This window comes from Microbacterium sp. EYE_78 (genome assembly GCF_023149035.1).
Taxonomy (GTDB): domain Bacteria; phylum Actinomycetota; class Actinomycetes; order Actinomycetales; family Microbacteriaceae; genus Microbacterium.
Genome location: NZ_JAHXMY010000002.1, coordinates 1,365,114 through 1,391,404 on the forward strand (window position 1 = coordinate 1,365,114; position 26,291 = coordinate 1,391,404).

General features: G+C 70.4%; 21 protein-coding genes. 5 read left to right on the forward strand and 16 right to left on the reverse strand.

Translation table 11 applies throughout. From position 1 onward, the window contains the following. Window positions 1-11 precede the first annotated feature (11 nt). The 3 genes from KZX17_RS13770 to KZX17_RS13780 are packed head-to-tail and all read right to left on the reverse strand — an operon-like array spanning window position 12 to window position 5,349. Window positions 12-500 carry a peptide deformylase gene (locus tag KZX17_RS13770; RefSeq protein WP_248174641.1) on the reverse strand — a complete coding sequence of 163 codons (489 nt, stop codon included), beginning with the start codon at window positions 498-500 and terminating at the stop codon, window positions 12-14. Continuing rightward, window positions 500-1,888, reverse strand: coding sequence for a MinD/ParA family protein (locus KZX17_RS13775; RefSeq protein ID WP_248174642.1), 1,389 nt, complete (start codon window positions 1,886-1,888; stop codon window positions 500-502). The genes KZX17_RS13770 and KZX17_RS13775 overlap by 1 nt, the downstream gene beginning before the upstream one ends. A gap of 53 nt (window positions 1,889-1,941) precedes the next feature. Further along, window positions 1,942-5,349, reverse strand: coding sequence for a pyruvate carboxylase (locus KZX17_RS13780; protein WP_248174643.1), 3,408 nt, complete (start codon window positions 5,347-5,349; stop codon window positions 1,942-1,944). A 99-nt stretch (window positions 5,350-5,448) separates the two neighbouring features. Here KZX17_RS13780 and KZX17_RS13785 point away from each other — a divergent pair, with 99 nt between their 5' ends. Beyond that, window positions 5,449-6,261, forward strand: coding sequence for a ParA family protein (locus tag KZX17_RS13785; RefSeq protein ID WP_248174644.1), 813 nt, complete (start codon window positions 5,449-5,451; stop codon window positions 6,259-6,261). An 86-nt stretch (window positions 6,262-6,347) separates the two neighbouring features. Here KZX17_RS13785 and KZX17_RS13790 read toward each other — a convergent pair whose 3' ends face one another. The 3 genes from KZX17_RS13790 to KZX17_RS13800 form a co-directional block, all read right to left on the reverse strand. Further along, complete coding sequence (locus KZX17_RS13790; protein ID WP_248174645.1) at window positions 6,348-6,893, reverse strand: MerR family transcriptional regulator; 546 nt, start codon at window positions 6,891-6,893, stop codon at window positions 6,348-6,350. 94 nt (window positions 6,894-6,987) lie between these two features. Continuing rightward, window positions 6,988-7,620 (reverse strand): MerR family transcriptional regulator, encoded by a 633-nt coding sequence (locus KZX17_RS13795; protein ID WP_248174864.1) that lies wholly within the window; start codon window positions 7,618-7,620, stop codon window positions 6,988-6,990. 44 nt (window positions 7,621-7,664) lie between these two features. Beyond that, window positions 7,665-8,153 (reverse strand): FHA domain-containing protein, encoded by a 489-nt coding sequence (locus tag KZX17_RS13800; RefSeq protein WP_248174646.1) that lies wholly within the window; start codon window positions 8,151-8,153, stop codon window positions 7,665-7,667. A 161-nt stretch (window positions 8,154-8,314) separates the two neighbouring features. Between KZX17_RS13800 and KZX17_RS13805 the strand changes: the two genes are divergently transcribed. After that, window positions 8,315-8,668: a hypothetical protein gene (locus KZX17_RS13805; RefSeq protein WP_248174647.1), complete on the forward strand. Its 354-nt coding sequence runs from the start codon at window positions 8,315-8,317 to the stop codon at window positions 8,666-8,668. A 36-nt stretch (window positions 8,669-8,704) separates the two neighbouring features. On the opposite strand, the gene KZX17_RS13810 is transcribed toward KZX17_RS13805, so the two are convergent. Continuing rightward, window positions 8,705-9,103, reverse strand: a complete 399-nt coding sequence (locus KZX17_RS13810; protein ID WP_248174648.1) for a hypothetical protein — start codon at window positions 9,101-9,103, stop codon at window positions 8,705-8,707. A 113-nt stretch (window positions 9,104-9,216) separates the two neighbouring features. Here KZX17_RS13810 and KZX17_RS13815 point away from each other — a divergent pair, with 113 nt between their 5' ends. Both KZX17_RS13815 and lpdA read left to right on the forward strand, forming a co-directional pair. Beyond that, window positions 9,217-9,804 carry a copper resistance CopC family protein gene (locus tag KZX17_RS13815; RefSeq protein ID WP_248174649.1) on the forward strand — a complete coding sequence of 196 codons (588 nt, stop codon included), beginning with the start codon at window positions 9,217-9,219 and terminating at the stop codon, window positions 9,802-9,804. Between the two features lie 29 nt (window positions 9,805-9,833). Continuing rightward, window positions 9,834-11,234, forward strand: a complete 1,401-nt coding sequence (gene lpdA, locus KZX17_RS13820) for a dihydrolipoyl dehydrogenase (protein WP_248174650.1) — start codon at window positions 9,834-9,836, stop codon at window positions 11,232-11,234. A gap of 111 nt (window positions 11,235-11,345) precedes the next feature. On the opposite strand, the gene KZX17_RS13825 is transcribed toward lpdA, so the two are convergent. The 8 genes from KZX17_RS13825 to KZX17_RS13860 form a co-directional block, all read right to left on the reverse strand. Next, complete coding sequence (locus KZX17_RS13825; RefSeq protein ID WP_248174651.1) at window positions 11,346-11,975, reverse strand: CYTH domain-containing protein; 630 nt, start codon at window positions 11,973-11,975, stop codon at window positions 11,346-11,348. Continuing rightward, the gene (locus tag KZX17_RS13830; RefSeq protein WP_248174652.1) at window positions 11,965-12,207 is read right to left on the reverse strand and encodes a response regulator; all 243 of its coding nucleotides are present in this window, start codon (window positions 12,205-12,207) and stop codon (window positions 11,965-11,967) included. Before KZX17_RS13830 ends, KZX17_RS13825 begins: the two co-directional genes overlap by 11 nt. 87 nt (window positions 12,208-12,294) lie before the next feature. Beyond that, window positions 12,295-14,787, reverse strand: coding sequence for a glycogen/starch/alpha-glucan phosphorylase (locus tag KZX17_RS13835; RefSeq protein WP_248174866.1), 2,493 nt, complete (start codon window positions 14,785-14,787; stop codon window positions 12,295-12,297). Window positions 14,788-14,876: 89 nt separating this feature from the next. Continuing rightward, window positions 14,877-15,896 (reverse strand): YihY/virulence factor BrkB family protein, encoded by a 1,020-nt coding sequence (locus KZX17_RS13840; protein ID WP_248174654.1) that lies wholly within the window; start codon window positions 15,894-15,896, stop codon window positions 14,877-14,879. Between the two features lie 104 nt (window positions 15,897-16,000). Beyond that, the gene (locus tag KZX17_RS13845; protein ID WP_248174656.1) at window positions 16,001-16,543 is read right to left on the reverse strand and encodes a prepilin peptidase; all 543 of its coding nucleotides are present in this window, start codon (window positions 16,541-16,543) and stop codon (window positions 16,001-16,003) included. Between the two features lie 84 nt (window positions 16,544-16,627). Continuing rightward, the gene (locus tag KZX17_RS13850; RefSeq protein ID WP_248174658.1) at window positions 16,628-17,617 is read right to left on the reverse strand and encodes an aldo/keto reductase; all 990 of its coding nucleotides are present in this window, start codon (window positions 17,615-17,617) and stop codon (window positions 16,628-16,630) included. 39 nt (window positions 17,618-17,656) lie between these two features. Next, complete coding sequence (locus KZX17_RS13855) at window positions 17,657-19,324, reverse strand: sodium:proton antiporter (protein ID WP_248174660.1); 1,668 nt, start codon at window positions 19,322-19,324, stop codon at window positions 17,657-17,659. Window positions 19,325-19,357: 33 nt separating this feature from the next. Beyond that, complete coding sequence (locus KZX17_RS13860) at window positions 19,358-19,813, reverse strand: HIRAN domain-containing protein (RefSeq protein ID WP_248174662.1); 456 nt, start codon at window positions 19,811-19,813, stop codon at window positions 19,358-19,360. Window positions 19,814-19,878: 65 nt separating this feature from the next. Between KZX17_RS13860 and KZX17_RS13865 the strand changes: the two genes are divergently transcribed. Then, window positions 19,879-20,898, forward strand: coding sequence for an NADPH:quinone reductase (locus KZX17_RS13865; protein WP_248174664.1), 1,020 nt, complete (start codon window positions 19,879-19,881; stop codon window positions 20,896-20,898). A 63-nt stretch (window positions 20,899-20,961) separates the two neighbouring features. Here KZX17_RS13865 and KZX17_RS13870 read toward each other — a convergent pair whose 3' ends face one another. After that, window positions 20,962-26,220, reverse strand: coding sequence for a GDSL-type esterase/lipase family protein (locus KZX17_RS13870; protein ID WP_248174666.1), 5,259 nt, complete (start codon window positions 26,218-26,220; stop codon window positions 20,962-20,964). Window positions 26,221-26,291 lie beyond the last annotated feature (71 nt).

The following is a 26,291-nucleotide window of genomic DNA, read 5'->3' on the forward strand; positions in this document are numbered from 1 at the left end:
TCGTCATGCGATCAGAACCAGTCCGACTCGCGGACCTCGCGCATCGCCTGCCGACGGACGTCCTTCGGCAGGCGGTCGAGGTACAGCATCCCCTCGAGGTGGTCGTACTCGTGCTGCAGCGCCTGCGCGAGGAGCCCCTCACCCTCGATGACGATCTCTTCGTCGTGCAGGTCGACACCCGTCACCCGCGCCCACGGGTGCCGGAGCGCGTCGTGCCAGAGGCCGGGCACGGAGAGGCATCCCTCCCCCGTCGGCGCCGGCTCGCCGTCCACCTCGAGTTCGGGATTGAGGATGTAGCCGATCACACCGTCGACGTTGTAGCTGAACGCGCGGAGGCCCACACCGATCTGCGGCGCCGCCACACCGGCGCGACCCGGCTCGGCCACCGAATCGAGGAGATCGGTGACGAGGGCGTGCACGCCCTCATCGATGTCGATGATGCGCGCGCTCACGCTCCGCAGCACCGGATCTCCGAAGAGCCGGATCGGACGGACGGCCATCAGCGGACCGCTCCCGACCGCAGGCCCTCGACGACGACAGCCGCCAGCTCGCGCGCGGCCTGCTGCGTCGGTGCGGCGAGCGACCGGTACGAGACCGGGCCGCCCGTGGCGAGGTGGGCGTCATAGGGGATGGTCACGACCGCGCGGACGCGGGTGCGGAAATGCGACTCGAGCTCGTTCTGCCGCACCAGACTCGCACCCGGTCGCGAGGCGTTGAGCACCACGACGGCTCCGCGGGCGAGCTCGGCGAAGCCGTTGGCTTCGAGCCATGAGAGCGTCTCGGACGCGAGCTTCGCCTCGTCCACGCTGCGACCCGCGATGACGATGAGCTGATCGGCGAGTTCGAGGGTCGCGTCCATCACGGAGTGGACGATCCCCGTGCCGCTGTCGGTCAGCACGATCGAGTAGTAGTGGGCGGCGATCGCCGCGACGTCGTGGTAGTCGCGGTCGCTGAAGGCCTCGGAGAGGTGCGGGTCGGCGTCGGAGGCCAGGACGTCCAGGCGCGTCTCGTCACGTGCGACGATCCCCGCCAGGTCGTTGAACCCGGTGATCTCGGCGCGCATGCGGACGAGGTCTCGCACGGTCTTGCCGCTCTGACGGGCGATGCGCTCGGCGAGGGTGCCGCGGTCCGGGTTGGCATCGACCGCGACCACGCGGTCCTCGCGCGCATCGGCGAGCGCCATCCCCAGCAGGGTCGTGACGGTCGTCTTGCCCACCCCGCCCTTCCGCGAGAGCACCGGCACGAACTTCGCGCCACCGACCAGGGGGGCCGCGATCCTCCGATCGAGGTCCTTCCGAGCGCGGACGCGCGCGCTGTCGCCCAGGTTCACCCGACGTGCCGTAACGGCGTAGACGAGGCGCTGCCAGGTCCCCTCCGGCTCGGGAGGCGTGACGCGGGATGCGTCGATGAGCCGATCGGCGGTCAGGAGGTCGGGGCTCTCACGATCCGCGCCGAGCTGATCGAGACGGCGCGACTGCAGAGGCTCCTCCTCCGGACGCGCCGCACGCACCCGCTCGAGGGAGTGCTTGTCGATGGCGCCGATGTGGTGGAGCTCCCGGCGGGTCGCCGCGGTGCCGGTGACCACCGCGACCGCTCCCGGCGCCTCAACGACGTCGGCGTCGACGACGTCCTCCTCGGGCGCGGCATCCGTGTCGTCGTCGACCACATCGTCGCCGGTCTCGGTGGTCTCGGCGTCCGCCTCCGCGTCGCCCGCAGGCACCTCGTCGTCGTCGAGGTCGTCGTCATCGTCCGCGAACGCGGGCAGCGAGACGTCGATCTGGGCGGTGTGCCCGTCGACGATGCCGATGCCCGTCGTCTCGACGCTGTCGGTGCGCTCGAGCACACCGTTGTCGACGTCGTCCGACGTCTCGTTCTCGTGCTCACGCATCACGGCGAATACTCCTGGTGGATCCTGGGGCTCGGGAAGCCCGACGCACCAGGTTAGTCCGCAGGGCGGATGACGAGCAAAAGGTCGCCCGCCTCGACCTGCGCGGTGACGGGGATCACGAGACGCTCGACGACGCCGCCGACCGGGGCGGTGATGGCGGCCTCCATCTTCATCGCCTCGATGGATGCGACGGGTTGCCCGGCATCCACCCGCGCCCCCTCCTCCGCCTTCACGGTGACGACGCCGGAGAACGGCGCCGCGACCTGGCCCGGCCTTGAGGTGTCCGCCTTCTCGGCCTGCCGAGCCTCGACCTCGACGGAGCGGTCGCGCACCGCGACAGGCCGCAGCTGTCCGTTCAGGGTCGCCATGACCGTCCGCATCCCCTTCTCGTCCACACCGCCGATCGCTTCGAGACCGACGTAGAGCTGGACACCCCGCTCGATCTCGACGACGTGCTCCTGCCCCGGGGTGAGCCCGTACAGATAATCGATGGTGTCGAGCACGCTGAGATCGCCGTAGGTGTCCCGCACCTCGTGGAAGGCCTTCGTGGGCGTCGCGAACAGCAGTCGGTTCAGGGTGTCCCGGCGTTCGTCGCTCCCGGCATCCAGCGCCGCTTCGTCCTCGGCCCCGAGTTCCGTCACGCCGACCTTGACCGAGCGCCCCGCAAGCACCTTCGTCCGGAACGGCTCGGGCCACCCGCCCGGGAGATCGCCCAACTCCCCCGCCATGAAGCCGACGACCGAATCGGGCACGTCGTACTTCTCCGGGTTGGCCTCGAAATCGGCGGGGTCGGCCTTCACGGCGGCGAGGTGCAGGGCGAGGTCGCCGACGACCTTCGACGAGGGGGTGACCTTCGGCACGCGGCCGAGGATGGCATCCGCCGCGGCGTACATGTCCTCGATGAGCTCGAAGTCCTCGGCGAGACCCAGCGCGATCGCCTGCTGACGCAGGTTCGACAGCTGACCGCCCGGGATCTCATGGTGGTAGACCCGCCCGGTGGGGCCGGGCAGGCCCGACTCGAACGGCGCGTACAGGTGGCGGACCGCCTCCCAGTAGGGCTCGAGATCGGACACCGACTGCAGATCGAGTCCGGTGTCGCGGTCGGTGTCGGCGAGTGCTGCCACCAGCGAGGACAGCGACGGCTGGCTCGTGGTGCCCGACATGGGCGCGGCCGCGGCATCCACGGCATCGGCACCCGCCGCACTGGCGGCGAGGAGCGTCGCGAGCTGACCGCCGGCGGTGTCGTGCGTGTGCACGTGGACCGGCAGGTCGAAGCGCTCCCGGAGGGCCGCCACGAGGCGCGACGCCGCGGCGGGGCGCAGGAGGCCCGCCATGTCCTTGATGGCGAGGATGTGCGCGCCCGCCTCGACGACCTGCTCGGCCAGACGCAGGTAGTAGTCGAGGGTGTACAGGTCCTCGGCGGGGTCGAGGAGGTTGCCGGTGTAGCAGACGGCCGCCTCGGCGACGGCGGTGTCGGTCGCGAGCACCGCCTCGATCGCGGGTCGCATCTGCGTGACGTCGTTGAGCGCGTCGAAGATGCGGAAGATGTCGACCCCGGATGCCGCGGCCTCCGCCACGAACGCATCGGTGACCTTCGTCGGGTACGGCGTGTATCCGACCGTGTTGCGTCCACGCAGGAGCATCTGGATCGCAACGTTCGGCAGCGCGGCCCGCAGCGCGTCGAGCCGCTCCCACGGGTCCTCGCCGAGGAAGCGCAGGGCGACGTCGTACGTCGCGCCTCCCCAGGCTTCGACCGAGAGCAGTTCCGGGGTCAGCCGGGCGACGTGCGGCGCGACACGGACGAGGTCCTTCGTGCGGACCCGCGTGGCGAGCAGCGACTGGTGGGCGTCGCGGAACGTCGTCTCGGTGACAGCCAGCGCCGACTGCGCGCGAAGCGCGTCGGCGAACCCGCGGGGACCGAGCTGCTGCAGCCGCTGACGCGAACCAGGGGTGGGCTCCGCCTGCAGGTCGACGAGGGGCAGCTTGGAGGCGGGGTCGGTGCGGACGGGGCTCTGGCCGTGGGGCCTGTTGACGGTGACGTCGGCGAGCCACGACACGATCTTCGTGCCGCGGTCCTTCGACTCCCGCCCCTTGACCAGCTCCGGTCGCTCGTCGATGAACGCGGTGCTGAGGTCGCCGGCGACGAAGGCGGGGTCGTCGAGTACGCGCTGCAGGAAGGGGATGTTGGTCGAGACGCCCCGGATGCGGAACTCCGCCAACGCCCGACGGGACCGGACGACGGCCGCCTCGAAGTCGCGACCGCGGCAGGTGAGCTTGGAGAGCATCGAGTCGAAGTGCGGGCTGATCTGCGAGCCCGCGGCCGTCGTGCCGCCGTCCAGGCGGATCCCCGCACCGCCGGGCGACCGGTACGTGGTGATCTTGCCCGTGTCCGGCCGGAAGCCCTGAGCCGGGTCCTCCGTCGTGATGCGGCACTGCAGGGCCGCGCCTCGCAGGTGGATGCGGTCCTGCTGCAGCCCGAGGTCGGCGAGGGTCTCCCCCGAGGCGATGCGCATCTGCGACTGGACGAGGTCGACATCCGTCACCTCTTCGGTGACGGTGTGCTCGACCTGGATGCGCGGGTTCATCTCGATGAAGACGACCTCGCCCGTGCGGGGGCCTGCGGTCTCGAGGAGGAACTCGACGGTGCCGGCGTTCTCGTACGAGATCGACTTCGCGAAGGCGACCGCGTAGGCGTGGAGGCTCGCGCGGGTCTCGTCCGCCAGGTTCGGAGCGGGGGCGATCTCCACGACCTTCTGGTGCCGACGCTGGACGGAGCAGTCGCGCTCGTAGAGGTGGACGGTCTCCCCGGTCTTGTCGGCCAGGATCTGCACCTCGACGTGCCGGGGGCGTTGCACGGCCTGCTCGAGGAACACCCGAGCATCGCCGAAGGCGCTGCCCGCCTCGCGCATGGCCTCGGCGAGGGCCGGGGGCAGGGCATCGGCATGCTCGACGCGCCGCATCCCGCGTCCGCCGCCACCGGCGACAGCCTTCACGAAGATCGGGAAACCGATGGCGTCCGCCTGGGCGACCAGGACGTCGACGTCGTCGGAGGCCTCGGTAGATCGGAGCACGGGGACGCCTGCCGCGATCGCGTGCTGCTTCGCCGTCACCTTGTTGCCGGCCATCTCGAGCACGGTGGATGCCGGTCCGATGAAGGCGATGCCGTTGGCGGCTGCCTTGGCCGACAGGTCGGGATTCTCGGAGAGGAATCCATAGCCCGGATAGATCGCATCGGCACCGCTCTCGAGGGCGACCCGGATGATCTCGTCGACGTCCAGGTAGGCACGGACGGGGTGTCCCACCTCGCCGATCTGGTAGGCCTCGTCGGCCTTCAGGCGGTGCAGCGAATAGCGGTCCTCGTAGGGGTAGACCGCGACGGTGCGCGCACCCAGCTCATACGCGGCACGGAATGCCCTGATGGCGATCTCTCCGCGATTGGCGACCAGAATCTTGCGAAACATGCTCTTCACCTCTATTGGGTGCACGGGACCACATCATCGGGGCCGCCGTCATACGGGCTGAGTACCCTCACAGCCTACGGGACGGTAACGTTGAGCCTTGTGCACGTACTCTCCGTCAGCTCCCTCAAGGGTGGTGTCGGCAAGACGACCGTGACCCTGGGCCTCGCCTCCGCGGCGTTCGCGCGCGGGGTGCGGACGCTCGTCGTCGACCTCGACCCGCAGTCCGACGTGTCGACCGGGATGGACATCCAGGTCGCCGGTCGCCTCAACATCGCGGACGTGCTCGCGAACCCGAAGGAGAAGGTCGTCCGTCAGGCGATCACCTCGAGCGGCTGGGCGAAGGTCCACCCCGGCACGATCGACGTCATGATCGGGAGCCCCTCGGCCATCAACTTCGACGGACCGCACCCGAGCGTCCGCGACGTCTGGAAGCTCGAAGAGGCACTCGCAACGATCGAAGTCGACTACGACCTCGTGCTCATCGACTGCGCGCCGTCCCTCAACGCCCTGACCAGGACGGCCTGGGCGGCATCCGACCGCGTGATCGTCGTCACCGAGCCCGGTCTCTTCTCCGTCGCCGCCGCCGACCGTGCGCTCCGGGCGATCGAGGAGATCCGTCGTGGCCTCTCGCCGCGCCTCCAGCCCCTCGGCATCGTCGTCAACCGCGTTCGTCCGCAGTCGATCGAGCACCAGTTCCGCATCAAGGAGCTGCGCGACATGTTCGGCCCGCTCGTGCTCACGCCGCAGCTTCCCGAGCGCACGTCGCTCCAGCAGGCACAGGGAGCCGCGAAGCCGCTGCACATCTGGCCGGGAGACTCCGCTCAGGAGCTGGCCGCCGACTTCGACTCGCTGCTCGACCGCGTCGTCCGGACGGGGCGCATCCCCGTCGCCGGCGCCGTCACCCAAGCCTGAGCGAACGCAGAGCAGCCTTGGGCGGCTCGAGCGCTGCGACCTGAGGGTCGAGCGCTCCCGCATCTCGGCGGCGGGTGCGCCCGGCGTCAGGCGGTGCGTGCTGCGCGGCGAGCTGCGAGTTCGTCGACGGCCTCAGGCTGCTGCGCGTCGAAGTCGACCAGCGTGGTCTCGACCTCGCGGAGGACCTTGCCGACTGCGATGCCGAACACTCCCTGACCACGGCTGACCAGGTCGATGACCTCATCGTTCGATGTGCAGAGATAGACCGACGCTCCGTCGCTCATCAACGTCGTCCCTGCGAGATCGCGGATGCCGGCGGCTCGGAGCTGGTCGACGGCGATGCGGATCTGCTGCAGCGAGATGCCGGTGTCGAGGAGGCGCTTGACGAGCTTGAGGACGAGGATGTCGCGGAAGCCGTAGAGGCGCTGCGATCCCGAACCGCTGGCACCGCGCACCGTCGGCTCCACGAGCTCGGTGCGCGCCCAGTAATCGAGCTGCCGGTAGGTGATGCCCGCGGCTCGCGCGGCCTGAGCCCCTCGGTATCCGACTTCGTCGTCCATCTCGGGGAGGCCGTCGGTGAACAGGAGCTCGGTCGAGAACTTCTGCTCGCCCAGCGCGTCGTGCGCGGTCATCGAGGCCTCCTGCGGTGTCGGTCCTTCCACGCTAGAGGAGGGAGAGGGCTGCGGCAACGACATCCGACTCCGCGGGTCGGCGTGTCGCGGGTGGTCAGGGCGTGAGGCGGTCGAGCGCAGTCGACACGAAGAACTGGCGGAGCTCGTCGAGCCGACGGGCGAGCTCTGGAGCCAACTCGCTCGCCTGCGCGCGAGAGCCCGCGTCCGTGCGGCGCAGCAGGGGCGCGATCGCACTCTCGATCAGCGAGACCTCGCGTTCGGCGGTCTGCCGAATGCTGCGGACGTGGCGGGGCTGGATGCCGTGGGCATCCAGCGCGACGAGCGTGCGAAGGAGCCCCAGCGCACGTTCGTCGAACGTGTCGGAGGGCGCGATCACGCCGGCGGACACCGCATCGTTGAGCAGCGTCGGGGTCGCACCGGCCGCCGTGATCAGCTCATCGCGCCGGTATCGGCGAGTCGTCTGCACGATGGATGCGGGAGGCGTCGGAGGCGCTGCGTCGCCGTGCTCCTCGAGGTATTCGCGGATGCGCGCGAGCGGGATGCCGAAATCGCGCTGCATCGTCAACGCCGTGCGGAGCCGCTCGACGTCGGCAGCGGAGAACTTCCGGTAGCCGGACTCGGTGCGAACAGGTGTGACGATCCCCTGGACCTCGAGGAAGCGCAGCTTGCTCGCCGTCAGGGACGGGAAGTCGGGGCTGAGCCGAGCCAGCACCTGACCGATGCTCAAAGAGCCCGAGGACGCTGTCCGTCCTCGGGATGCGGCCGCCGGGCTCACGCTCCGATCGCCCGCTCAGCCGGTGCGACGAAGAAGTTCAGTCGGAACTTGCCCACACGCACCTCGGCGCCGTCGGTGAGGGTCGCGCGATCGACGCGCTCCCCGTTCACGTAGGTGCCGTTCAGCGAACGCTGGTCGACGAGCTCGAAGATCGCGCCGGCTCGGGTGATCTCTGCGTGCCGACGCGACACGGTCACGTCGTCGAAGAAGATGTCGGCTTCGGGGTGACGACCGACCGTGGTCACGTCGGTATCGAGGAGGTATCGCGCGCCCGCGGTCGGACCGGACCGGACGATGAGGAGCGCCGCACGGGCCGGGAGCGCATTGATCGCGTCGACCTCGGCCGCCGTCAGCTCGGCGCCGAACGGCACGAAGGAGAGGTCGGAATCATGTCCGAAGGTCTGCGTCGAGTCGACCAGTCGCGGGTGCGCCGACGTCTCGGCACCACGATGGATGTCGCCGCCCGGTCGCTGATTGTCGTCCACGATGTCCTCCTCATTCCACACTAACGGATCGGCACCACGATGGTGGCCGCGCGTCGGCGTCGGGACGCGAGCGTGTTTCTCCGTGTGTCGTCGGGTGCGACGCGGAACAGCCCGCCTGCGTAGCCTGTCGCAGACCGCCCGCCAGAACAAGGAGCAGAATCGTGTCCAGCCCGTCCCCCCGCATCCCGGCCGCCGTCGCGCGTCAGGCTGCGACCTGCATGTGCAGCACGGGACGAGCCTGCTCCTCCTTCGCGCCGGGCCACGCCGTCCACCTGATCCAGGCACGGCTCGTGGCCGCGACGCCCACCGAGTGGGTCGACGCGATCGTCGCGGACGCCGACGAGGCGTCGGGCGAGGTCACCCTCGAGTCGTGGCCCGACGGGTCGAGCATCGAGCTCTGGAACGGAGCGGGGGCGGCCATCGCCGTGCAGGCAGGCGACCCGGTCGCCTACCACCCGCGCCACCACGTGCTCGCGGTGGGCACGCGCCGGTTCAACGCGCTTCGGCTCGCCTGATCCCCGAGCCTCGCCCGATCTCCGCCGCTCAGCGGCTCACGCGGCCGCCATGGCGTCGAGGACGGCGCCACAGGCGTCCATGCACGCCCGGCACGCCTCCGCGCACATCGCGCACACCGGGCTGTGGTCCGCGTGCGCGGCGCACTCGGCCATGCAGGCGCGGCACATCTCGATGCATGCGTCGAGCATCGCCCGCATCGCCTCGGGCGTCATCCCCGACATGCGAAGCATGCTCCGCATCATCGTGTTGCACATGTCGGCGCAGTTCATGCAGGACGCCGCGCAGTCCATCTCCTGCGCCGAACACACCACGCAGGCCTGCTCGCACGCCGCGAGGGCGTCCATCGCGGCCTGCATCTGGGGCGCGTCAGCCGCCGGCATCCCGGCCATGGTGGCATCCTGTCCTGCCATCGCGTCCATCATCATGCGGTCCATCGGTCTCCCACTCCCTGCGGGCGGACCTCGCCCGCGATGCGCACATGGTAGCCGTCGGCACCAGGACTGAACAGGGCCGCCCAACGAGCGTGCGCGCGCGTTAGCGTCGCGGCATGCACCTCGCGACGACACGCCCCTCGCCCCGCAGGATCCATCGCCTCGGCACAGCCGCTGCGAGTGCGGCCCTCGCCGCCGTGCTGCTGCTGGCGCCCGCGGGAGCGGCGTCGGCGCACGACGAACTCATCGGGTCCGACCCGGCCGCCGACGACGTCCTCGCGACGACACCCGAGCAGATCACCCTGACCTTCAGCGACGCACCCTCGACCGAGGCGGGCGCCACCGAGGTGGCCGTCCTCGACGAGGACTGCGCGTCGGTGGCCTCGGGCGACCCGGTGGTCGACGGCAACGAGGTGACGCAGGCGATCGAGGGCACGATCGAGGGCGCCGTCCTCGTCCAGTGGAGGGTGGTCTCGAGCGACGGCCACCCGATCTCGGACGAGTACGTCTTCTCCGTCGGCGACGACGCCGCCGTGACCGCCGCCGAGCAGTGCGGCGAGTCGGCCGGGGAGCAGAACGACGGATCGTCGCAGGGCTTCAACGCCGTGCCGTACGCCGTCGGCGCGGCCGTCATCTTCGTCGCCGTCGGCGCCGTCATCGCGATCGCCATCGTGCGCGGTCGACGCGGCGAGACCCGGGAGTGACCCCACCCGCGTCGGACTAGGCTGGAGGCATGCCTCATTACGACGTCGTCATCCTCGGTGCCGGCCCCGGCGGCTATGTCGCGGCCGTCCGTTCCGCACAGCTCGGACTGTCCACCGCCATCATCGAAGAGAAGTACTGGGGCGGTGTCTGCCTCAACGTCGGATGCATCCCCTCCAAGGCGCTGCTGAAGAACGCCGACCTCGCGCACACCTTCACCCACAAGGCCGATCTCTTCGGCATCAGCGGTGACGTCAGCTTCGACTTCGGGACGGCATGGGACCGCAGCCGCAAGGTCGCGGAGACCCACGTCAAGGGCATCCACTTCCTGATGAAGAAGAACAAGGTGACCGAGTACCAGGGTCGCGGTTCGTTCATCGACGCCAAGTCGATCGAGGTCACCAAGGAGGACGGGTCGACCGAGACCGTCACGGCCGACAACGTCATCATCTCGACCGGCTCGACCGTCCGCCTGCTGCCCGGCGTGACCCTGAGCGACAACGTCGTCACCTACGAGGAGCAGATCCTCACGCGAGAGCTCCCGAAGACGATGGTCATCGTCGGCGCCGGCGCCATCGGCATGGAGTTCGCCTTCGTGATGAGCAACTACGGCGTCAAGGTCACGATCATCGAATTCCTCGACCGCGCGCTCCCGAACGAGGACGTGGAGGTCTCGAAGGAGATCCAGCGCCAGTACAAGAAGTACGGCATCGAGATCCTCACCTCCACCAAGGTCGAGTCGATCGTCGACGCGGGCGACAAGGTCACCGTCTCGTACTCGGCGAACGCCGATGGCGCGAAGGGCGAGATCGAGGCCGACAAGGTCCTGATGTCGATCGGGTTCGCTCCGCGCGTCGAGGGCTTCGGCCTCGACAAGACCGGTGTGAAGCTCACCGACCGCGGCGCGATCGAGATCGACGACCACATGCGTACCAACGTCGACGGCGTCTACGCCATCGGCGACGTCACCGCGAAGCTGCAGCTCGCCCACGTCGCCGAGGCGCAGGGCGTCGTGGCGGCCGAGACCATCGGCAAGGCCGAGACGCAGACGCTCGGCGACTACCGCAACATGCCGCGCGCCACCTTCTGCTCGCCGCAGGTCGCCTCGTTCGGCCTCACCGAGCAGCAGGCCCGCGACGCAGGGTACGACGTCAAGGTCGCCAAGTTCCCGTTCTCGGCCAACGGCAAGGCCAACGGCCTCGGTGAGCCGGTCGGCTTCGTGAAGCTGATCGCGGATGCCGAGCACCTCGAGCTCCTCGGCGGTCACCTGATCGGTCCCGACGTGTCGGAGCTCCTGCCCGAGCTCACCCTCGCGCAGAAGTGGGACCTCACCGCACTCGAAGCCGCCCGCAACGTCCACACGCACCCGACGCTGTCGGAAGGCCTGCAGGAGGCGTTCCACGGCCTCGCAGGCCACATGATCAACCTCTGATCGCCACCGGAGACCTATCGGAACGAATGGGTCTTCAGTAGCCTGACGATCACGACTGACGCCGCCCCATCGAAGCCGGGGGCGGCGTCAGTGCGTTGCGGCGGAGCCCGGTCAGAGACCGAGCGCCCGCTCGAGCTTGGAGCCCGACGCCGAGACCGCTCCCCCGACGCCTCGGACGAGCCGGTCGGCAGCGTCGAAGAGGGCGTCCCGCGAGGCGGCATCCGCCGGCGCCGCAGGACCCAACTCGAGCTCCCACTCCCGCCATGACGTGTCGACGCCCCGCCGGACATCGGTGGCCGTGACCCGGTCGTCGACGAACTCGGCGAGCAGGGCGCCGGTCTCGTCACGCAACGCATAGGCCGTGCGCGAATTGCGGATCCGCGCCAGCGGCACGTACGGCGGCGCGGCGACCTCGGCCAGCACCTGCTCGATCGCCGCCGGGACGACGATCCGTTCCGTCCCGACGTCGTCGAGCGGCCATCGCGACTCGGCCTTGCCCTCCGCGGTCACGCGTTTGATGTGCCAGCCCTCATCGGGTCCGCCACTGCGCCGCCGGAGCGCGACGCGGGCACGACCCAAGCCGCCGGCGGCGTTGTCGAGGTAGTGCGCGTCGAGCTCGCGGGGTTCGGGCGCCCCCACCGACGCGACGCCGGGCAGTCGCGCCCAGTCGGGCAGCGGCGTCCCGGCGTCGACGTCGTAGGTGCGCTCGATCTCGAGCGAGTGCTCGGGCTCAGTCGTCAAGGGTCGAACGGTCGTCGCGCTCATCGGCCGAGGGGTCGATGTCGCCCTCCGCCTCGACGTACCGGAAGTCGGCGGACGTCGGTCCGTCGCCCTCACCGGTGTGCTCGTCGGCGCCGCCGCGTTCGTAGACGACCTGGGTCTCGCTGTAGGGCAGGATCAGCCGATCGGAGTCGTCCTCGAGCGGGATGACCTGACCGTCGAGCGGTCCGCCGTGCAGTCGTGCGATTGCCATGTTGTACCTCCGGATCCGACTCTAGCCGGGCCCACCCTCCCCGCCCCGGCGCCTTGCCAGCGCCGGGAACGGGTGATATCCGGCGCCTCAGACGACGGGCGGCGTGTGCCAGATGCGGTCGATGTAGTCGCGCATCGACCGGTCCGACGAGAAGAACCCGCTGCGGGCCACGTTGAGGATGGCGGCTCGGGTCCAGGCATCCTGATCCGCGTACATCGCGTCCACGCGCCGCTGCGCGTCGATGTACGAGGTGTAGTCCGCGAGCGCCATGAACGGGTCGTGGTGGAGCAGGTTCGTGACGACCGGTTCGAACACCGAGCCGTCCCCACCCGAGAACGCACCCGACGAGATGAGGTCGAGCGAACGCGCGAGGTTCTCGTCGGCTCGGACGAAGTCGATCGGGTGGTACCCCTGTGCCGACAGGTCGGCGACCTCGGGCTCGGACATCCCGAAGAGGAAGAAGTTCTCGTCGCCGACCAGCTCGCGGATCTCGACGTTCGCGCCGTCATCGGTGCCGATGGTGAGCGCACCGTTCAGCGCGAACTTCATGTTGCCCGTCCCGGAGGCCTCCTTGCCGGCGAGCGAGATCTGCTCGGAGAGGTCGGCGGCGGGGACGACCCGCTCGGCGAGTGTGACGTTGTAGTTCGGCGGGAACAGCACGGCGAGGCGCCCCTCGACCCGCGGATCGGCGTTCACGACGGAGCCGACCGCGTTGATCAGGTGGATGATGCGCTTGGCCATCGCGTAGCCCGGCGCGGCCTTCGCACCGAACACGAATGTCCTCGGCGTGACGTCCGCGGCCGCGACGCGACCCGACGCGATCGCGTCGTACTCCGTGATGATGTGCAGCAGCTTCAGCGTCTGCCGCTTGTACTCGTGCAGGCGCTTCACCATGACGTCGAGGAGGTGGTCGTCGGCGACGGTCAGGCCGTCGCGGTCGGCGAGCGTCCGCGCCAGCGCGCGCTTGTTCGCCGCCTTGACCGAGCGGAAGGCCGCCCGGAACTCCGCGTCGTCGGCGTAGTCCTCGAGCTCGCGGAGCCGATCGAGGTCGGTGAGCCAGCCCGCCCCGATGGTGTCGGTGATCAGTCGCGAGAGGCTCGGGTTCGCGAGCCGGATGAAGCGCCGGGGCGTGACGCCGTTGGTGACGTTGGTGAACTTCTCGGGGTAGAACTCGTCGAAGTCGGGGAGGACTTTCTCCCGGAGCAGCTGCGAGTGCAGTTCGGCGACGCCGTTCACCTTCGCACCCGCGACCGTCGCGAGGTAGGCCATCCGCACCGCGCCGTCCGGCGCGATGATCGACATCCGGCGGATGCGGTCGCCGTCGTCGCCGAATCGCTCGCGGACCGCGTCGAGGAACTCGTCGTTGATCCGGTAGATGATCTCGAGGTGTCGCGGGAGCAGGCGGCCCAGCAGGTCGGCCGGCCACACCTCGAGCGCCTCGGGCAGCAGGGTGTGGCAGGTGTAGGCGAAGCACTGCTGCGTGATCGCCCACGCGGCATCCCACTGGAGCTTGCGCTCATCGACGAGCACGCGCATCAGCTCGGGGACGCCGATGACGGGGTGGGTGTCGTTCAGCTGGAAGATCACCCGTGTGGGCAGGTCCGCCATGTCGAAGTCGCGAGGGAGGATGAGGTTCACGAAGTCGCTGATGGATGCCGCGACGAAGAAGTACTGCTGCTGCAGGCGCAGCTCCTTGCCCTGCGGTGTGGAGTCCTCGGGGTAGAGGACCTTCGAGATGTTCTCGGCGTAGGTCTGCGCCCGCACGGCCTCCTGGTAGTCGCCGGCGTTGAACACGCGCAGATCGAAGCCCTGGGTCGCTTGGGCGCTCCAGAGGCGCAGCGTGTTGACGCGGCCGTTGTGGTAGCCGGGCACCATGTAGTTGTGCGGGACGGCCTGCACGTTCCATGCCGGGATCCAGCGGGACCGCGTCACGCCCTCGTCGTCGTAGGTCTCGGTGTGACCGCCGAAGGAGATCGTCTGCGCCGCCTCCGGGTGGGGGAACTCCCACGGAGAACCGAGCGCGAGCCACGAGTCGGCCTGCTCGACCTGCTGCCCGTCGACGAAGGTCTGCCGGAAGATGCCGTACTCGTAGCGGATGCCGTACCCGACGCTCGGGACGCCGAGGGTCGCGAGCGAGTCGATGAAGCAGGCGGCCAGCCGGCCGAGGCCGCCGTTGCCGAGCCCGGGCTCGATCTCGAGCGCCCGGACGTCGTCGATGTCGAGTCCGCAGGCGGCGAGCGCCTCACCGGCGATGTCGCCGAGGCCCGTCGCGAGGAGGTTGTTGTCGAGCTGTCGGCCGAGGAGGTACTCCGCCGACAGGTACGCGACGCCCTTTGACTGCTCGGACCGCTGGCGGCGCACATCCTCCAGCCACCGGGCCATGAGGTAGTCGCGCACGGTCACCGCGAGGGCGAAGTAGCGGTCGTTCGCGGTCGAGGTGGACAACGCGACGCCGCGGCCGTTGTTGAGGTTCTCGAGGAACTGCGCGACGAAGCCGTCGACCGTCGCCTCGGGGGCTCTGACCGGAGCGGTGGCGAGGGGGTGGGTCGGCTGGAGGCGCGAAGGGGTGCGGGCGTTCATCACGCTACGACGCTACACACGATCGAGGTCCGTGCGGGATCGATCGCGCAGAGTTCACAGTGCCGTGATCGGGCGGTGACAGACCCGTCTCACGACGGGTCGCGCTCGGCGGCGAGCGCCTCGCGCGCCGCCCGGAGTTCGTCGGTGGCTGCACGCACCTGGTCCTCGGCCGTCTGCACGCGCCGCTCGATCATCGTCCGAGCGCCGTGCACCGCACGCACCCGGTCCTCGTGCTCGAGGGTGCCGGCGATGATGTAGGACGACGCGATGAGGATCACCTGGCACGAGAGGTTGATCCACAGCAGCAGCGCGATCAGCGACGCGAACGACGCCAGCAGCGGGTTCGACGACGCTCCACCGACGAACAGGCTCGACAGCTGCTGCAGGACGGTGAGCCCGACACCGCCGATGACGGCGCCGGTCCAGAGCACCCTGGCCGGCGGTCTCACGCCCGACAGCGCGAGGAAGAGGCCGGCGACCGCGACGGTGTCGAGGAGGAACGTCACCAGGATGCCGACGGTCGCGCTCACCCCGATGGTCAGCGGGTCGTCGGCGGAGACCCCGAAGAGATCCGCGACGATGCCGACGCCGGCGGTGCCGAGGATGGTGGCGGCGGCCGCGGCGCCCAGTCCCGCTCCGATGCCGATCGCGAGGAGGAGGTTCCGGGCCATCACGAGCAGGAAGAAGGTGTCGTCGTGCACCTTGTCCGCCAGGACGCGCAGCGCCGTGCGGAGCGAGCCGATCGCGCCGATCGCAGCGACGATGAGGCCGATCAGCGAGAAGATGCCCGCGAAGGACAGCGCGAGGGGCTGGCGCAGCTGCTCGGCGTTGATGAGGCCGCCGGTGCCGAACAGGCCGGGGATGACGCTGTCCACCGCGTCGATGAGCGCCGCCCATGCCTGCGGGTTGTTCCCCAACCACAGCGCCGCGACGGAGAACCCCAGCAGGACCCCCGCGAACACGCTGAACAGCGTGCGGTAGGTGACGCTGTCGGCGAGGAGGGCACCGCGTCGTTCGGTGTAGCGGAGATAGGCGCGGACGATCCGCTTCTCCAGCGCCCATGCGACCAGTCGGGCGATCGGCGGCTGCTTCTGCGACTTCTCGGCCATGCGGCGGAACCCTCCCGTCGGGCGGACGCGGTCGCATCCGTCCGTGCAACGGTACCGACCGCCCGGATCCGTCCCCCTCCCCTTGCGGCACGCCGGTCGACGTGTCAGAGCCCGGGGAGCAATCGACCGGCGATCGCCCCGCCGGCACCGATGCCGATCCAGGCGCCGAGCAGCATCCACGGTCCGAACGGCACGGCCGTGTGCCGTCCCGCACGGCGGAGGGCGAGCAGCAGGGCACCGTAGAGTCCGCCCAGCACGAAGCCCGCGACCGCGCCGACGGCGAGCGCCGGCCAGCCGGACCACCCGAGTGCGAGGCCCAGGACGCCGGCCAGTTTGACGTCGCCTCCGCCCATCCCGCCACCCGCGGCTCGGAGCAGCAGGTAGAACGCGAACATGAGTGCGCCGCCGACGGCGGCGCGGAGCAGCGCCGACCACGCCGCGTCCGCCGTGGCGGCGACGAGGAAGGCGCCGAGCAGGACGGGGTAGCCGGGAAGCACCCAGCGGTTGGGGAGGCGGTGCGTGCGGGCGTCGATGACGCTCAGCACCACCGAGGCGACGAGCAGCCACCCGAACGCCGCCGCGACGGCGATCACCGCCACCGGCGCGGACACGTCGGCGAAGGGACCGTGCCCGTGCTGCCAGCTCATGGGCCACACGGTAGCGAGGAGGGGGTCGACGCGGTGCGGGTCATCCCCAGCCGCGCGACCGCCGCGTTCAGGCCGGGTGGAGGGCTACCACTGGGGGTGGATGTCGGCCCGCAGGCGCCGGTCGTAGACGTCGGCCACCGCCGCCTCGAACGAGGAGAGGTCCGCGCCGTCGAGCAGATCTGCCGCGGCGGCGTTGGCGCGCGCCTGACGCGTGTTGCGGGCGCCGGGGATGACTGAGGTCACGCCGGGTCGCGAGGCGATCCAGGCGAGGGATGCCGCGGGCAGCGAGACGCCCTCGGGGAGCGCCGCCGAGAGTTCCTCGACCGCCACGAGTCCGGTCTCGTAGTCGACGCCGGAGAAGGTCTCGCCGCGGTCGAACGCCTCGCCGTTCCGGTTGTAGGCGCGGTGGTCGTTCGCCGCGAACGAGGTGTCGCGGGAATACTTGCCGCTGAGCAGACCCGAGGCGAGCGGGACGCGGGCGAAGATCGCGACGTCGGCGGCGGCGGCCGCGGGCAGGACCTCGTCGAGGGGCTTCAACCGGAAGGGGTTGAAGATGATCTGCACGCCCGCGACGTTCGGGCGGGCGATCGCGGCGAGGGCCTGGTCGGTCGTCTCCACCGACACGCCGTAGGCGGCGATCGTGCCGTCACCGACCAGGGCGTCGAGCGCGTCGTAGGTCGCGTCCGCGTCGATGACGGCGCTCGGAGGGCAGTGCAGCTGCACGAGATCGAGCGTCTCCACGCCGAGGTTGCGCCGGGACCGGTCCGTCCAGGCGCGGAAGTTCTCGGGCGTGTAGTTCTCGGGCTCCTGCGGGAGGCGCCGACCCATCTTGGTGGCGACCGTCACGCCGTGCCCCGGGCGGCCTGCGAGGAAGCGGCCGATGAGCGTCTCACTGCGACCGTCGCCGTAGACGTCCGCGGTGTCGAACAAGGTCACCCCGGCGTCGAGGGATTCGGACAGAACGGCGATGGCCTCCTCCTCCGACACATCGCCCCAGTCGGCGCCGAGCTGCCAGGTGCCGAGACCGATGACCGAGACGGAGCGGCCGGTACGGCCGAGGCGACGCTGCTGCATCGGGCCAGGCTACCGGGCCGGGGAGCGGCCGGGGCCGCGTCAGTCTCCCCCGCGGCGGAGCTCGATCGCGATCTGGGTCGCATCGAGCCCGGCGAGCTCGTGGGCGAGGATGTCGGCGTCGAACACGCCGTCGTCACGCGCATCCAGGAGCGCCGCGCGCTGTGCGGCCAGGACGGCGAGCCGGTGGCGGCGCGCGATGTCGCCGAGCTCCTCGCGCGAGGCGCCCTCGGGTCGATCCGGAGCGGGCACGCCGTCGGCGCTGCGACGCAGGACGTTGCGCACCTCGCGGCGCTCGGCGGCGTCGCGCCGGGCGCTCTCCGCGGTGTCGTCGTCGGACGAGAGCCGCCGCACGAGCGGCGCGACGGTCGACCCCTGCACCACGAGCGAGAGCGCGGCCACGGCGAAGGCGACGAGGATCAGCACCGAGCGCTGCGGCGCCCCGGGCGGCAGCGTCTGCGCAGCGGCGAGGGTGATGGCACCGCGCATCCCCGCCCACACCACGACGGTGCCCTCGCGCCAGCCGAGCGGGGCGGCCAAGAAGTAGCGGATGTCCGCGAGTCCCTGGGTGACGCGGCGGGTGAAGCGGCTGAGCTGACCGGACGACATCGTCCTGCCGCGACGCGCGAAGGCGTCGAGCACCTCGGACTCGTCGCCTGCGGCATCCAATCGTTCCTGCAGCGTCTCGAGCCGCGGCTGCAGCCGTCGCGCTCGCCGGCCGCGCACCCGGAGCAGGCCCAGGAGCGGGGCGACGTAGGCGGCGCGGACGACGAGCGTCAGCGCCCACGCACCCAACGCGATGAGCAGCGCCGAGCGGACGCCCTCGTGAGCCGCCTCCACGTCGTCGAGGATCGTCGTCAGCTGCAGTCCCATCAGCAGGAAGACGGCCCCCTCGAGCACCAGCTCGACGGTGCGCCAGTTCTGCGCGTCGGAGAGGCGGTTCTGCGCCGAGAATTGCCGCGGCGCGCCGATGCCGGTCACGATCCCCGCCACGACCGCCGCGACCAGACCGGATGCCTCGAGAAGTTCGGCGGGGATCGCCGCCACGAAGGGAGCGGCGAACGAGATGACCGTGTTGACGGTCGGGTCGGTCACGCGTCGACGGATCCTGAGGTTCAGCCACCCGACGAGGGCACCCAGCGCGACGGCGAGCGCGACCGAGTATGCGAAGGTGCCGACGGCACCCCACACGGAGAAGGATGCCGCGGCGGCGACGATCGCCGTCCGCAGCAGCACGAGCGCGGTGGCGTCGTTGAGCAGGCTCTCGCCCTCGAGGATCGCGACGACGCGCTTGGAGACCGGGGTCCGCTTGATGATGGACGTGGCCACGGCGTCCGTCGGGCTGACGATCGCCCCGAGCGCCACACCCCACGCGAAGTCGACACCCGGCAGCACCAGCATGAAGAAGGCGCCGAGGACGAGCGAGGTCGCGACGACGAGGAACACCGAAAGCCCGCCGATCGCGGCGAACTCGCGGCGGAAGTGCATGGCGGGCATCGAGACGGCGGCCGAGTAGAGCAGCGGCGGGAGGATGCCGAGCAGGATCCACTCGGGGTTGAGCTCGAAATCCGTGAAGAACGGCAGGAGACTGCCGAGGACGCCGAGTCCGACCAGCAGGACCGGTGCGGCGAGTCCCAGCTTCGGCGCGATGACCGCCGAGGCCGCGACGAGCAGCAGGCCCACGACGAGGACGACCAGGGTTTCGATCACACCGGCCAGCCTGTCAGAGCCGGCGTCCGCGCGTCAGGCGGCCGGAGTGTAGGCACGCATCGCCGCGTCCGTGGGGACGTCGACCCGCAGGCGGATGCTGCCACGAGCCGGGCCCGCACCGTTCACGACGGCTGCACCGCCCAGCCTGTCGAGGTGGGGCGCCAAGTCGCGCGCGGTCGAGGAGGAGAGGTAACCGACACCCCTGCCGTTCGAGAACACGGCGACGGATATCGGGTCCCGCCGGGAGGCCGGCTCGCGCCGCAGGACATACAGGCGGTCGCCCTGGGTGTGGCGTTCCCGGTCGTCGACCAGGTAGTGGGTTCGTTCGACCGCGACCCGCCGCGACGGCAGCGTCCGGAGGTCGGGGAGCGCGGCGTGCGACCGCACACGTCCGGTCACCGCATGGAGGAGTTCTTCGAGCCAGGTGGGCAACGCGTGCGCCTTCCGATACACCGCCGCGAGACGCGCGACGTCGTCCCACTCTGTCACGGCCCGCCTGGCAGGGAGCCGGGCGAGGATGGAATGCCGGGTCCGACGGCCGGGTTGGGCCCACCATGAGAGCCATCGTCTACCGTTCCACGGGCGCGTCCGACGTCCTCACCCTCGACGACCGCGAGATCTCGGACCCGGGTCCCGATGAGGTCCGTGTCCGTGTCGCCGTATCGGGGGTCAATCCGACCGACTGGAAGTCCCGTGCGGCCGGCGGTCGGACCTCGTTCCCCGAGACCGTGCCGAACCAGGACGGGGCCGGCGTCGTCGACGCCGTCGGCACCGACGTGACGGGGCTGTCCGTCGGCGATCGCGTCTGGGTGCACCTCGCCCAGCACGAGCGGCCGACCGGGACAGCCCAGGAGTACACGGTGGTCCCGGCATCCCGCGCGATCCCGCTCCCCGAGGGCGTCGACTTCGCACTCGCCGCCAGCCTCGGCGTGCCGGCGGTGACGGCGCACCGAGCGCTGACCGTCCACGAGGACGGCCCGACGCGGCTCGCCCCCGGTGCGCTGAGTGGCCGCACGGTCCTCGTCGCCGGCGGCGCAGGAGCCGTCGGGCACGCCGCCATCCAGCTCGCCCGGTGGGCGGGTGCGACGGTTATCGCCACCGTGAGCTCCGAAGCCAAGGCCGCGCTGGCGCGGGCGGCGGGCGCGCACCACGTCGTCGACTACACCGACGGCGACCTCGTGGCGGATGTCCGGGCGGTCGCCCCGAACGGCGTCGACCAGTTCGTCGAGGTCTCCCTCGCCACCAACGCGGCGGCCGACGCGGAGCTGGCGGCGAACCACGCGGTGATCGCGTTCTACGCCGACAACAACGGGGCGGAGTTCGGCATGCCGATCCGCCCGACATTCGCGAAGAACCTGCGCGTGCAGGGGGTGCTCCTCTACACCGTGGGTGAGCCCGCACTCGATGCCGCCGTCGAGGACATCACCCACGCACTGGAGGACGGCGCCCTCCCCGTGGGCGAGGACGACGGACTGCCGCTCACCTGGTTCGACCTCGAGGACACCGCCGCCGCCCACGACGCGGTGGAGGCGGGCACCGTCGGAAAGGTTCTCGTCCGGGTCGCGGACCTCTGAGCCCGGGTCTGCGACGAAGAGGGCGGTCGGCCACCGGAAGGTGCCGACCGCCCTCTTCGTCATTCACCGGACGACGACCGTGAGGGGTGCGGAACGGGTCGCGCCGGCGTCGTTGCGGAACTCGGCGACGTACTCGTACGTCCCCGGGCCTCGGCCGTCGACGCTCGTGCGGGCCCGCTGCGCGCTCGGCGAGCGGGCTTCGAGGGTCTGTGCGTCCACCTCCTCGCCGTTCTCGAACAGGGCGTAGGAGGTGGCGTTCGTTCCCCACCACAGGTCGGAGGTCAGCGTGAACCGGCCGTCCCCGTCCCAGTTGTCGTGCGACAGGACCGGGCGGGCGGGCGCGGCATCCGTCACCGTGACCGTCACCGAGGTCGTCCGGGTCTTCCCGGCGGCGTTGACGAGCTCGCCCGTGTAGACGTATGTACCGTTCGAGCGACCCGCCACGTCGACGGTCACCCGCTGAGCCCGCGGCGAGTCCGGCGAGATCAGACGACTGGCGATCTCCTCTCCGTTCTCGTACAGGCGGAAGACGGAACCGTTGACCCCCCACCACAGGTCCATGGCGACGGTGTACGAGCCGTCCTTCAGCCCGTCGCCCCATCCGCTGTCGGTCGACAGCGCGCCGCGGCCCGGCACAGCACTCGCTCCCTCGTCTTCGAACACCGTGAGTCGCGCCTGCGCGGCCGCGACGAGGCCGTCGTGGTTGACTGCTCGCACAGAGAGGACGTGCTCGCCGACCCGTCCGTCGAGGTCGATCACGGCATCGGCCGCGACGGGTTCGCCGTCCAGCGCGACGTCGAGGTTGCGCAGGCCCGATTCGGGATCCTCGGCCGACACCGCGAGCGCGAGCTCGCCCGAGTCGGGCAGCAGCGAACCGTCCGCCGGCACACCGGAGATGACGGGCGCCGTCTCGTCGTCCGCGCCGGACGGATCGCCCGTCACCGCGATGCTCGGCATCGGCGCGGGAGCCATACCGTCGCCGATGAAGAAGCTGGGGTGCGGCGGCTGGTTGTACCCCGTGTTCTGCCACGCGACCGCGACCCGGTACTGCATGTCGTGCATGAGCGTCGGGATGCGCAGCTCGGTCTCGTCGGTGGTCGAGTAGATGCGCAGCTCGGAGGAGTCCGCCGAGCGCCACACGATCTCCTCGCGCCAGTCTCCGAACAGGTCGGCCTGCAGATTCGGGGTGCCCTTCGTGCCGTTGTTGGACCGCGCGCCCTCGTCGGAGACGATGACCCGCTCCTCGCCGGCTTCCCAGTCCCACTTCGAGACGGTCGGCGTCCCTTGCGACGTGGTCGCGTTCCAGGAGTGGTCGACGATTTCCCGCAGCGGGTCGCCGTCGAACCAGGCGAGGAAGTTCGCCGCCGGGATCGCCTGCCCGATACGCTCGCCCGCCGCCGTCATCAGATGGCCGGTGCGGGAGTTCCACGCCGCGTCGCCGCCGACGGCCCACCCCTCCGCGCCGGGATGCCGGGGGTCGATGTCACCGGATGCGGCCCGCCCCGTGTCGACCGTGGCCGGGATGCTCCACAGCACCTCGCCGGTTTTCGCGTCGCGGAAGGTCGCTCCCTTGTTGCCGGATGCCGACATCGTCTCGTGGGCGGCGAAGACCTCCAGACCGGGTCGGGCCGGATCGAGGTCGGACACGTGCAGGGCATCGCCGTGTCCGAGGCCGGTCGAGTACAGCACCTCGCCGTCGTCGTCGATGGTCGCCGACCCGTAGACGATCTCGTCCTTCGCGTCGCCGTCCACATCGGCGACGGACATCGAGTGGTAGCCCTGGCCGTACAGCGCTCCGGCACCCTCGTCGTTCGAGTCGATCACCCACCGCGGGGAGAGCTCCTCGCCGTCGAAGTCGAAGGCGGCGATGACCGCCCGCGTGTAGTACCCACGGCTGAAGACGGCACTCGGCCGCTCGCCGTCGAGGTAGGCCACGGACGCGAGGAACCGGTCGACGCGGTTGCCGTAGGTGTCGCCCCACGAGCCGACGTCACCGCGCGGCGGCACGTAGTCGATCGTGTCGACGGCAGCGCCGCTCAGCCCATCGAACACGGTGAGGAACTCCGGACCCTGCAGGACGTAGCCGGAGCTGTTCCGGTGATCGGCCCCCGCCTTGCCGATCGGTGTGCCCGCGCCGTCGACCGTGCCGTCGGCGGTCCGGGTGATGAGCTCCGCGCGGCCGTCGCCATCGAAGTCGTAGACCATGAGGTCCGTATAGTGCGCCCCCGCTCGGATGTTCACGCCCAGGTCGATGCGCCAGAGTCGTTCGCCGTCCATCCGGTAGGCGTCGACGAAGACGTTGCCGGTGTAGCCGCCCTGCGAGTTGTCCTTCGCGTTCGACGGGTACCACTTCACGATCAGCTCGTACTGGCCGTCGCCGTCGACGTCGCCGACGGTCGTGTCGTTGGCGGAGTAGCTGTACGGCTGCCCGTCCTTGGTGTAGGCATCCGCCGGGTTCTGCAGCTTCACCGATCGGTAGGCGGATGTCTGCACCGCCACCGGGTCCGACTCGGTCGTCTCCACCGCCTCGTCTCCCGCACCGTTCATGCGCGTGACGAAGTACTCGGCGCCGTCGGTGCCGTCGCGGTCGAGCAGGTTCGTGGACGTCGTGATCGGCTCGTTCGTGATGCGCTTCCCGTCGCGGTACACGTGGAAGCCGGCGTCCGCGGGATCGGTACCGAGGAGGCGCCATGAGACCAGCACGCCGTCGTCGGTCTTCACCGCGGCCAGGCCGCGGTCGAGGTACTCGGCCTGGCGTTGCAGGACCGTGGGTGCCGCCGTCTCATACTGCTCCGAGGCCGCACCCGGCCCGCCGGCGTTGACGGCGACGACGGTGTAGAAGTACGGCACGGTCGTCAGGACGTCCGTGTCGACGAACCGCGGGATCTCCGTCGCGCCGACGAGGTCGCCGCGCTCCCCCTCGGTCTCCGAGCGGAACACCATCGAGTACACGGCGTCGTCCGGCACGGACCAGCCGAGCTCGATCTCGCGCGCGTCGATACGCTCGGCCAGCAGCCCCGTCGGCGCCGCGGGAGCGTCGACCTCCGTGTCGACGAGGCTCGTCTTCACCGACGAGGACGGCACCGATTCGAGGTCGGTCCGATCGACCGCCGTGACGTGGTAGCTGTAGTCGAGCCCCAGCCGAGCCGTGACGTCGCTGTAGGTCGGCTCCGTCGTCGAACCGACGAGCGTGGGCTTCGGGTCGAACGCCGACGACCGGTACACGTTCCAGGTCAGGCCGGGCTCGACATCCCACTCCAGCGCGATGCTCGGTGCCGACGGGTCGGCGTCGATGCCCGCGACCGCGAGCCCGGTGGGTCCGAGGAGGATCGGCGTGACCTCGAGGCCGTTCAGACGGGTGCCTGCCGCAGCGCCGTATGCCTCGATGTCCAGTCGGCCGTCGGTGACGAGGAACGGACCGCGCAGGACGGCCGCGACGGAGCCTCGCCCGGCGTTCCCCGAACCCGCATCCTTGCCCTCGACACGGAAGCTCGTCCGCGTGGATCCGATCCAATCCCCCGAGAACGTCTTCACCGAGTACGTGCCGTTGGGGACCTTCACGGCGAAGGTCGAGCTGTCGCCGGGCAGCACGAAGTCGCGGACGAGGTCATCGGACCCTGTCGCGGCACCGCGGTCGCGACCCGCGTTCGCCGGCAGCGCGTTCGTGAAGCCGAAGCCACGCTCCTCGGTGTAGCCGAGGTCCGGCGTGACCTCGGTGTAGCCCGACGCGAGCGGGTTGCCCGACAGCTGGAAGTCGAAGCGGTACGTCGCCTTCTTCGTCATGAACTCCACCGGTGCCGACGGCTCGGACTCGCCCCGGCCGTTCACGGCCACGACGCGGTGACGCACGGTCGCGCCCTCGGCGAGGCCCTGCACGATGGTCGTCGGCTGCGTCACCGTGCCGACGAGGCTCCAGGCACCCTGCGCTTCGGTCTGGCGGTAGAGCTTGTAGATGTCGGCCGAGGGGACGGCATCCCAACGAAGGGTCGCCCCGGCGTTGCTGATCGCGCCGGCGACGAGGTTCTGCGGCGCGGACGGCAGCTCGGCGGGCGGTTCGGTGTCGGTGACCTTCTCGGCGAGCGGATCGTCGAGCTCGGCGACGCCCTGTGCGACCAGCCGCGCCATCTGGATCGCGCCGTACTCCTGGAAGTGCGTGTCGTCCACGGTGCCCGCTGGACGGTTCGGGAAGACACCCGGATCGACGTGGAGGAACACGGCCTTGGCGGCTTCGGGGCCGATCTCGTCGAGATAGGCGCGGCTCGACGCGGAGAGATCGACGAGGGCGACGTCCTCCTCCGTCGCCAGCTCGATCATCTTCTCGACGTACTCGGGAAAGCTGACGCGGAACAGCCCGGTGTCGGAATCGAAGCTGCGACGCGAGACCGGTGTGACGAGCACGGGTGTCGCACCACGCTGACGCGCGCCCTCGACGTACGTCCGCAGGTACTCCTTGTAGTCCGATGGGGACGCGTAGCGGTCGTCCACTCCCTGCGTCGCGTCGTTGTGGCCGAATTGCGTGAACAGATAGTCGCCGGGCCGGATCTCCCGGAGCACGTCGTCGAGGCGTCCCTGGGTGATGAAGTTCTTCGACGAGCGCCCGCCGATCGCGTGGTTGCGCACGGCCACGTCGTCGGCGAGGAAGCGGTCGAGCATCTGGCCCCAGCCGGCCTGCGGCGCGTAGGCGGTCGCGTCGTACGTCTGCACGGTCGAGTCACCGGTGAGGTACGTCGTGGGGACCGCGCCGGCCGTCCGCTCCGGCAGCCTCGTGATGGTGAGTCCGCTGAGGGATGCCGCGGCGCCGCCGATCTGCAGCGTCAGGCGTCCGTCGACGAGGGCGATGGGGAACGCCATCTCGAGGTACTCCCCCGCCGGCTTCGACGTGGTCTGCACCTTCGCCATGCCCTCGGCCGTCACCGAGATCTCGGAGGTGGATGCGGAGTCGCCGGCCACGAGGGCGACGGAGTAGTCGCCCGCGCCGAGCTCGACCTCGAACGTGCCGCCCTGTGCGGCGACGAAGTCGGACCTCAGCGGATCGTCGCCGCCCCGGTCGACATCGGCGTCGTCGACCGTCGGGGCGGTCGAGAAGCCGTAGCCCCACGCGTCGCCGAAGGCGGTCGACGAGGTGACACCGAGCGCGCCCTCGGCCACGGTGCCCGGACCGAAGTCGAACGCGATGACGTTCCCGTCAGGGAGCGGCGCCGGGGGTTCCGCGGCCACGGCGGGAACTGCGGTGAGCAGTGCGGCGGCGAGCGCGGTCGCGGCGGCGACGCAGCCGCCGATCCGAACCGGTCGAGAGGTCGAGCGGGCGTGGCGTACGGTCAAGGGTTCCTCCTGGACGTCGTCGGCGAGAAGGCATGCCGGATACCCCTGCCGAGACGGCGGGAGTGCAGCTG

What these genes read in the sequence shown, in the direction of transcription:
- KZX17_RS13830 (WP_248174652.1), bottom strand. Translation starts at nt 12,207, where the DNA reads ATGGCAATCGCACGACTGCACGGCGGACCGCTCGACGGTCAGGTCATC.
- KZX17_RS13770 (WP_248174641.1), bottom strand. Translation starts at nt 500, where the DNA reads ATGGCCGTCCGTCCGATCCGGCTCTTCGGAGATCCGGTGCTGCGGAGC.
- KZX17_RS13835 (WP_248174866.1), bottom strand. Translation starts at nt 14,787, where the DNA reads ATGAACGCCCGCACCCCTTCGCGCCTCCAGCCGACCCACCCCCTCGCC.
- KZX17_RS13845 (WP_248174656.1), bottom strand. Translation starts at nt 16,543, where the DNA reads ATGAGCTGGCAGCACGGGCACGGTCCCTTCGCCGACGTGTCCGCGCCG.
- KZX17_RS13815 (WP_248174649.1), top strand. Translation starts at nt 9,217, where the DNA reads ATGCACCTCGCGACGACACGCCCCTCGCCCCGCAGGATCCATCGCCTC.
- KZX17_RS13865 (WP_248174664.1), top strand. Translation starts at nt 19,879, where the DNA reads ATGAGAGCCATCGTCTACCGTTCCACGGGCGCGTCCGACGTCCTCACC.
- KZX17_RS13775 (WP_248174642.1), bottom strand. Translation starts at nt 1,888, where the DNA reads ATGCGTGAGCACGAGAACGAGACGTCGGACGACGTCGACAACGGTGTG.
- lpdA (WP_248174650.1), top strand. Translation starts at nt 9,834, where the DNA reads ATGCCTCATTACGACGTCGTCATCCTCGGTGCCGGCCCCGGCGGCTAT.
- KZX17_RS13840 (WP_248174654.1), bottom strand. Translation starts at nt 15,896, where the DNA reads ATGGCCGAGAAGTCGCAGAAGCAGCCGCCGATCGCCCGACTGGTCGCA.
- KZX17_RS13810 (WP_248174648.1), bottom strand. Translation starts at nt 9,103, where the DNA reads ATGGACCGCATGATGATGGACGCGATGGCAGGACAGGATGCCACCATG.
- KZX17_RS13780 (WP_248174643.1), bottom strand. Translation starts at nt 5,349, where the DNA reads ATGTTTCGCAAGATTCTGGTCGCCAATCGCGGAGAGATCGCCATCAGG.
- KZX17_RS13790 (WP_248174645.1), bottom strand. Translation starts at nt 6,893, where the DNA reads ATGACCGCGCACGACGCGCTGGGCGAGCAGAAGTTCTCGACCGAGCTC.
- KZX17_RS13850 (WP_248174658.1), bottom strand. Translation starts at nt 17,617, where the DNA reads ATGCAGCAGCGTCGCCTCGGCCGTACCGGCCGCTCCGTCTCGGTCATC.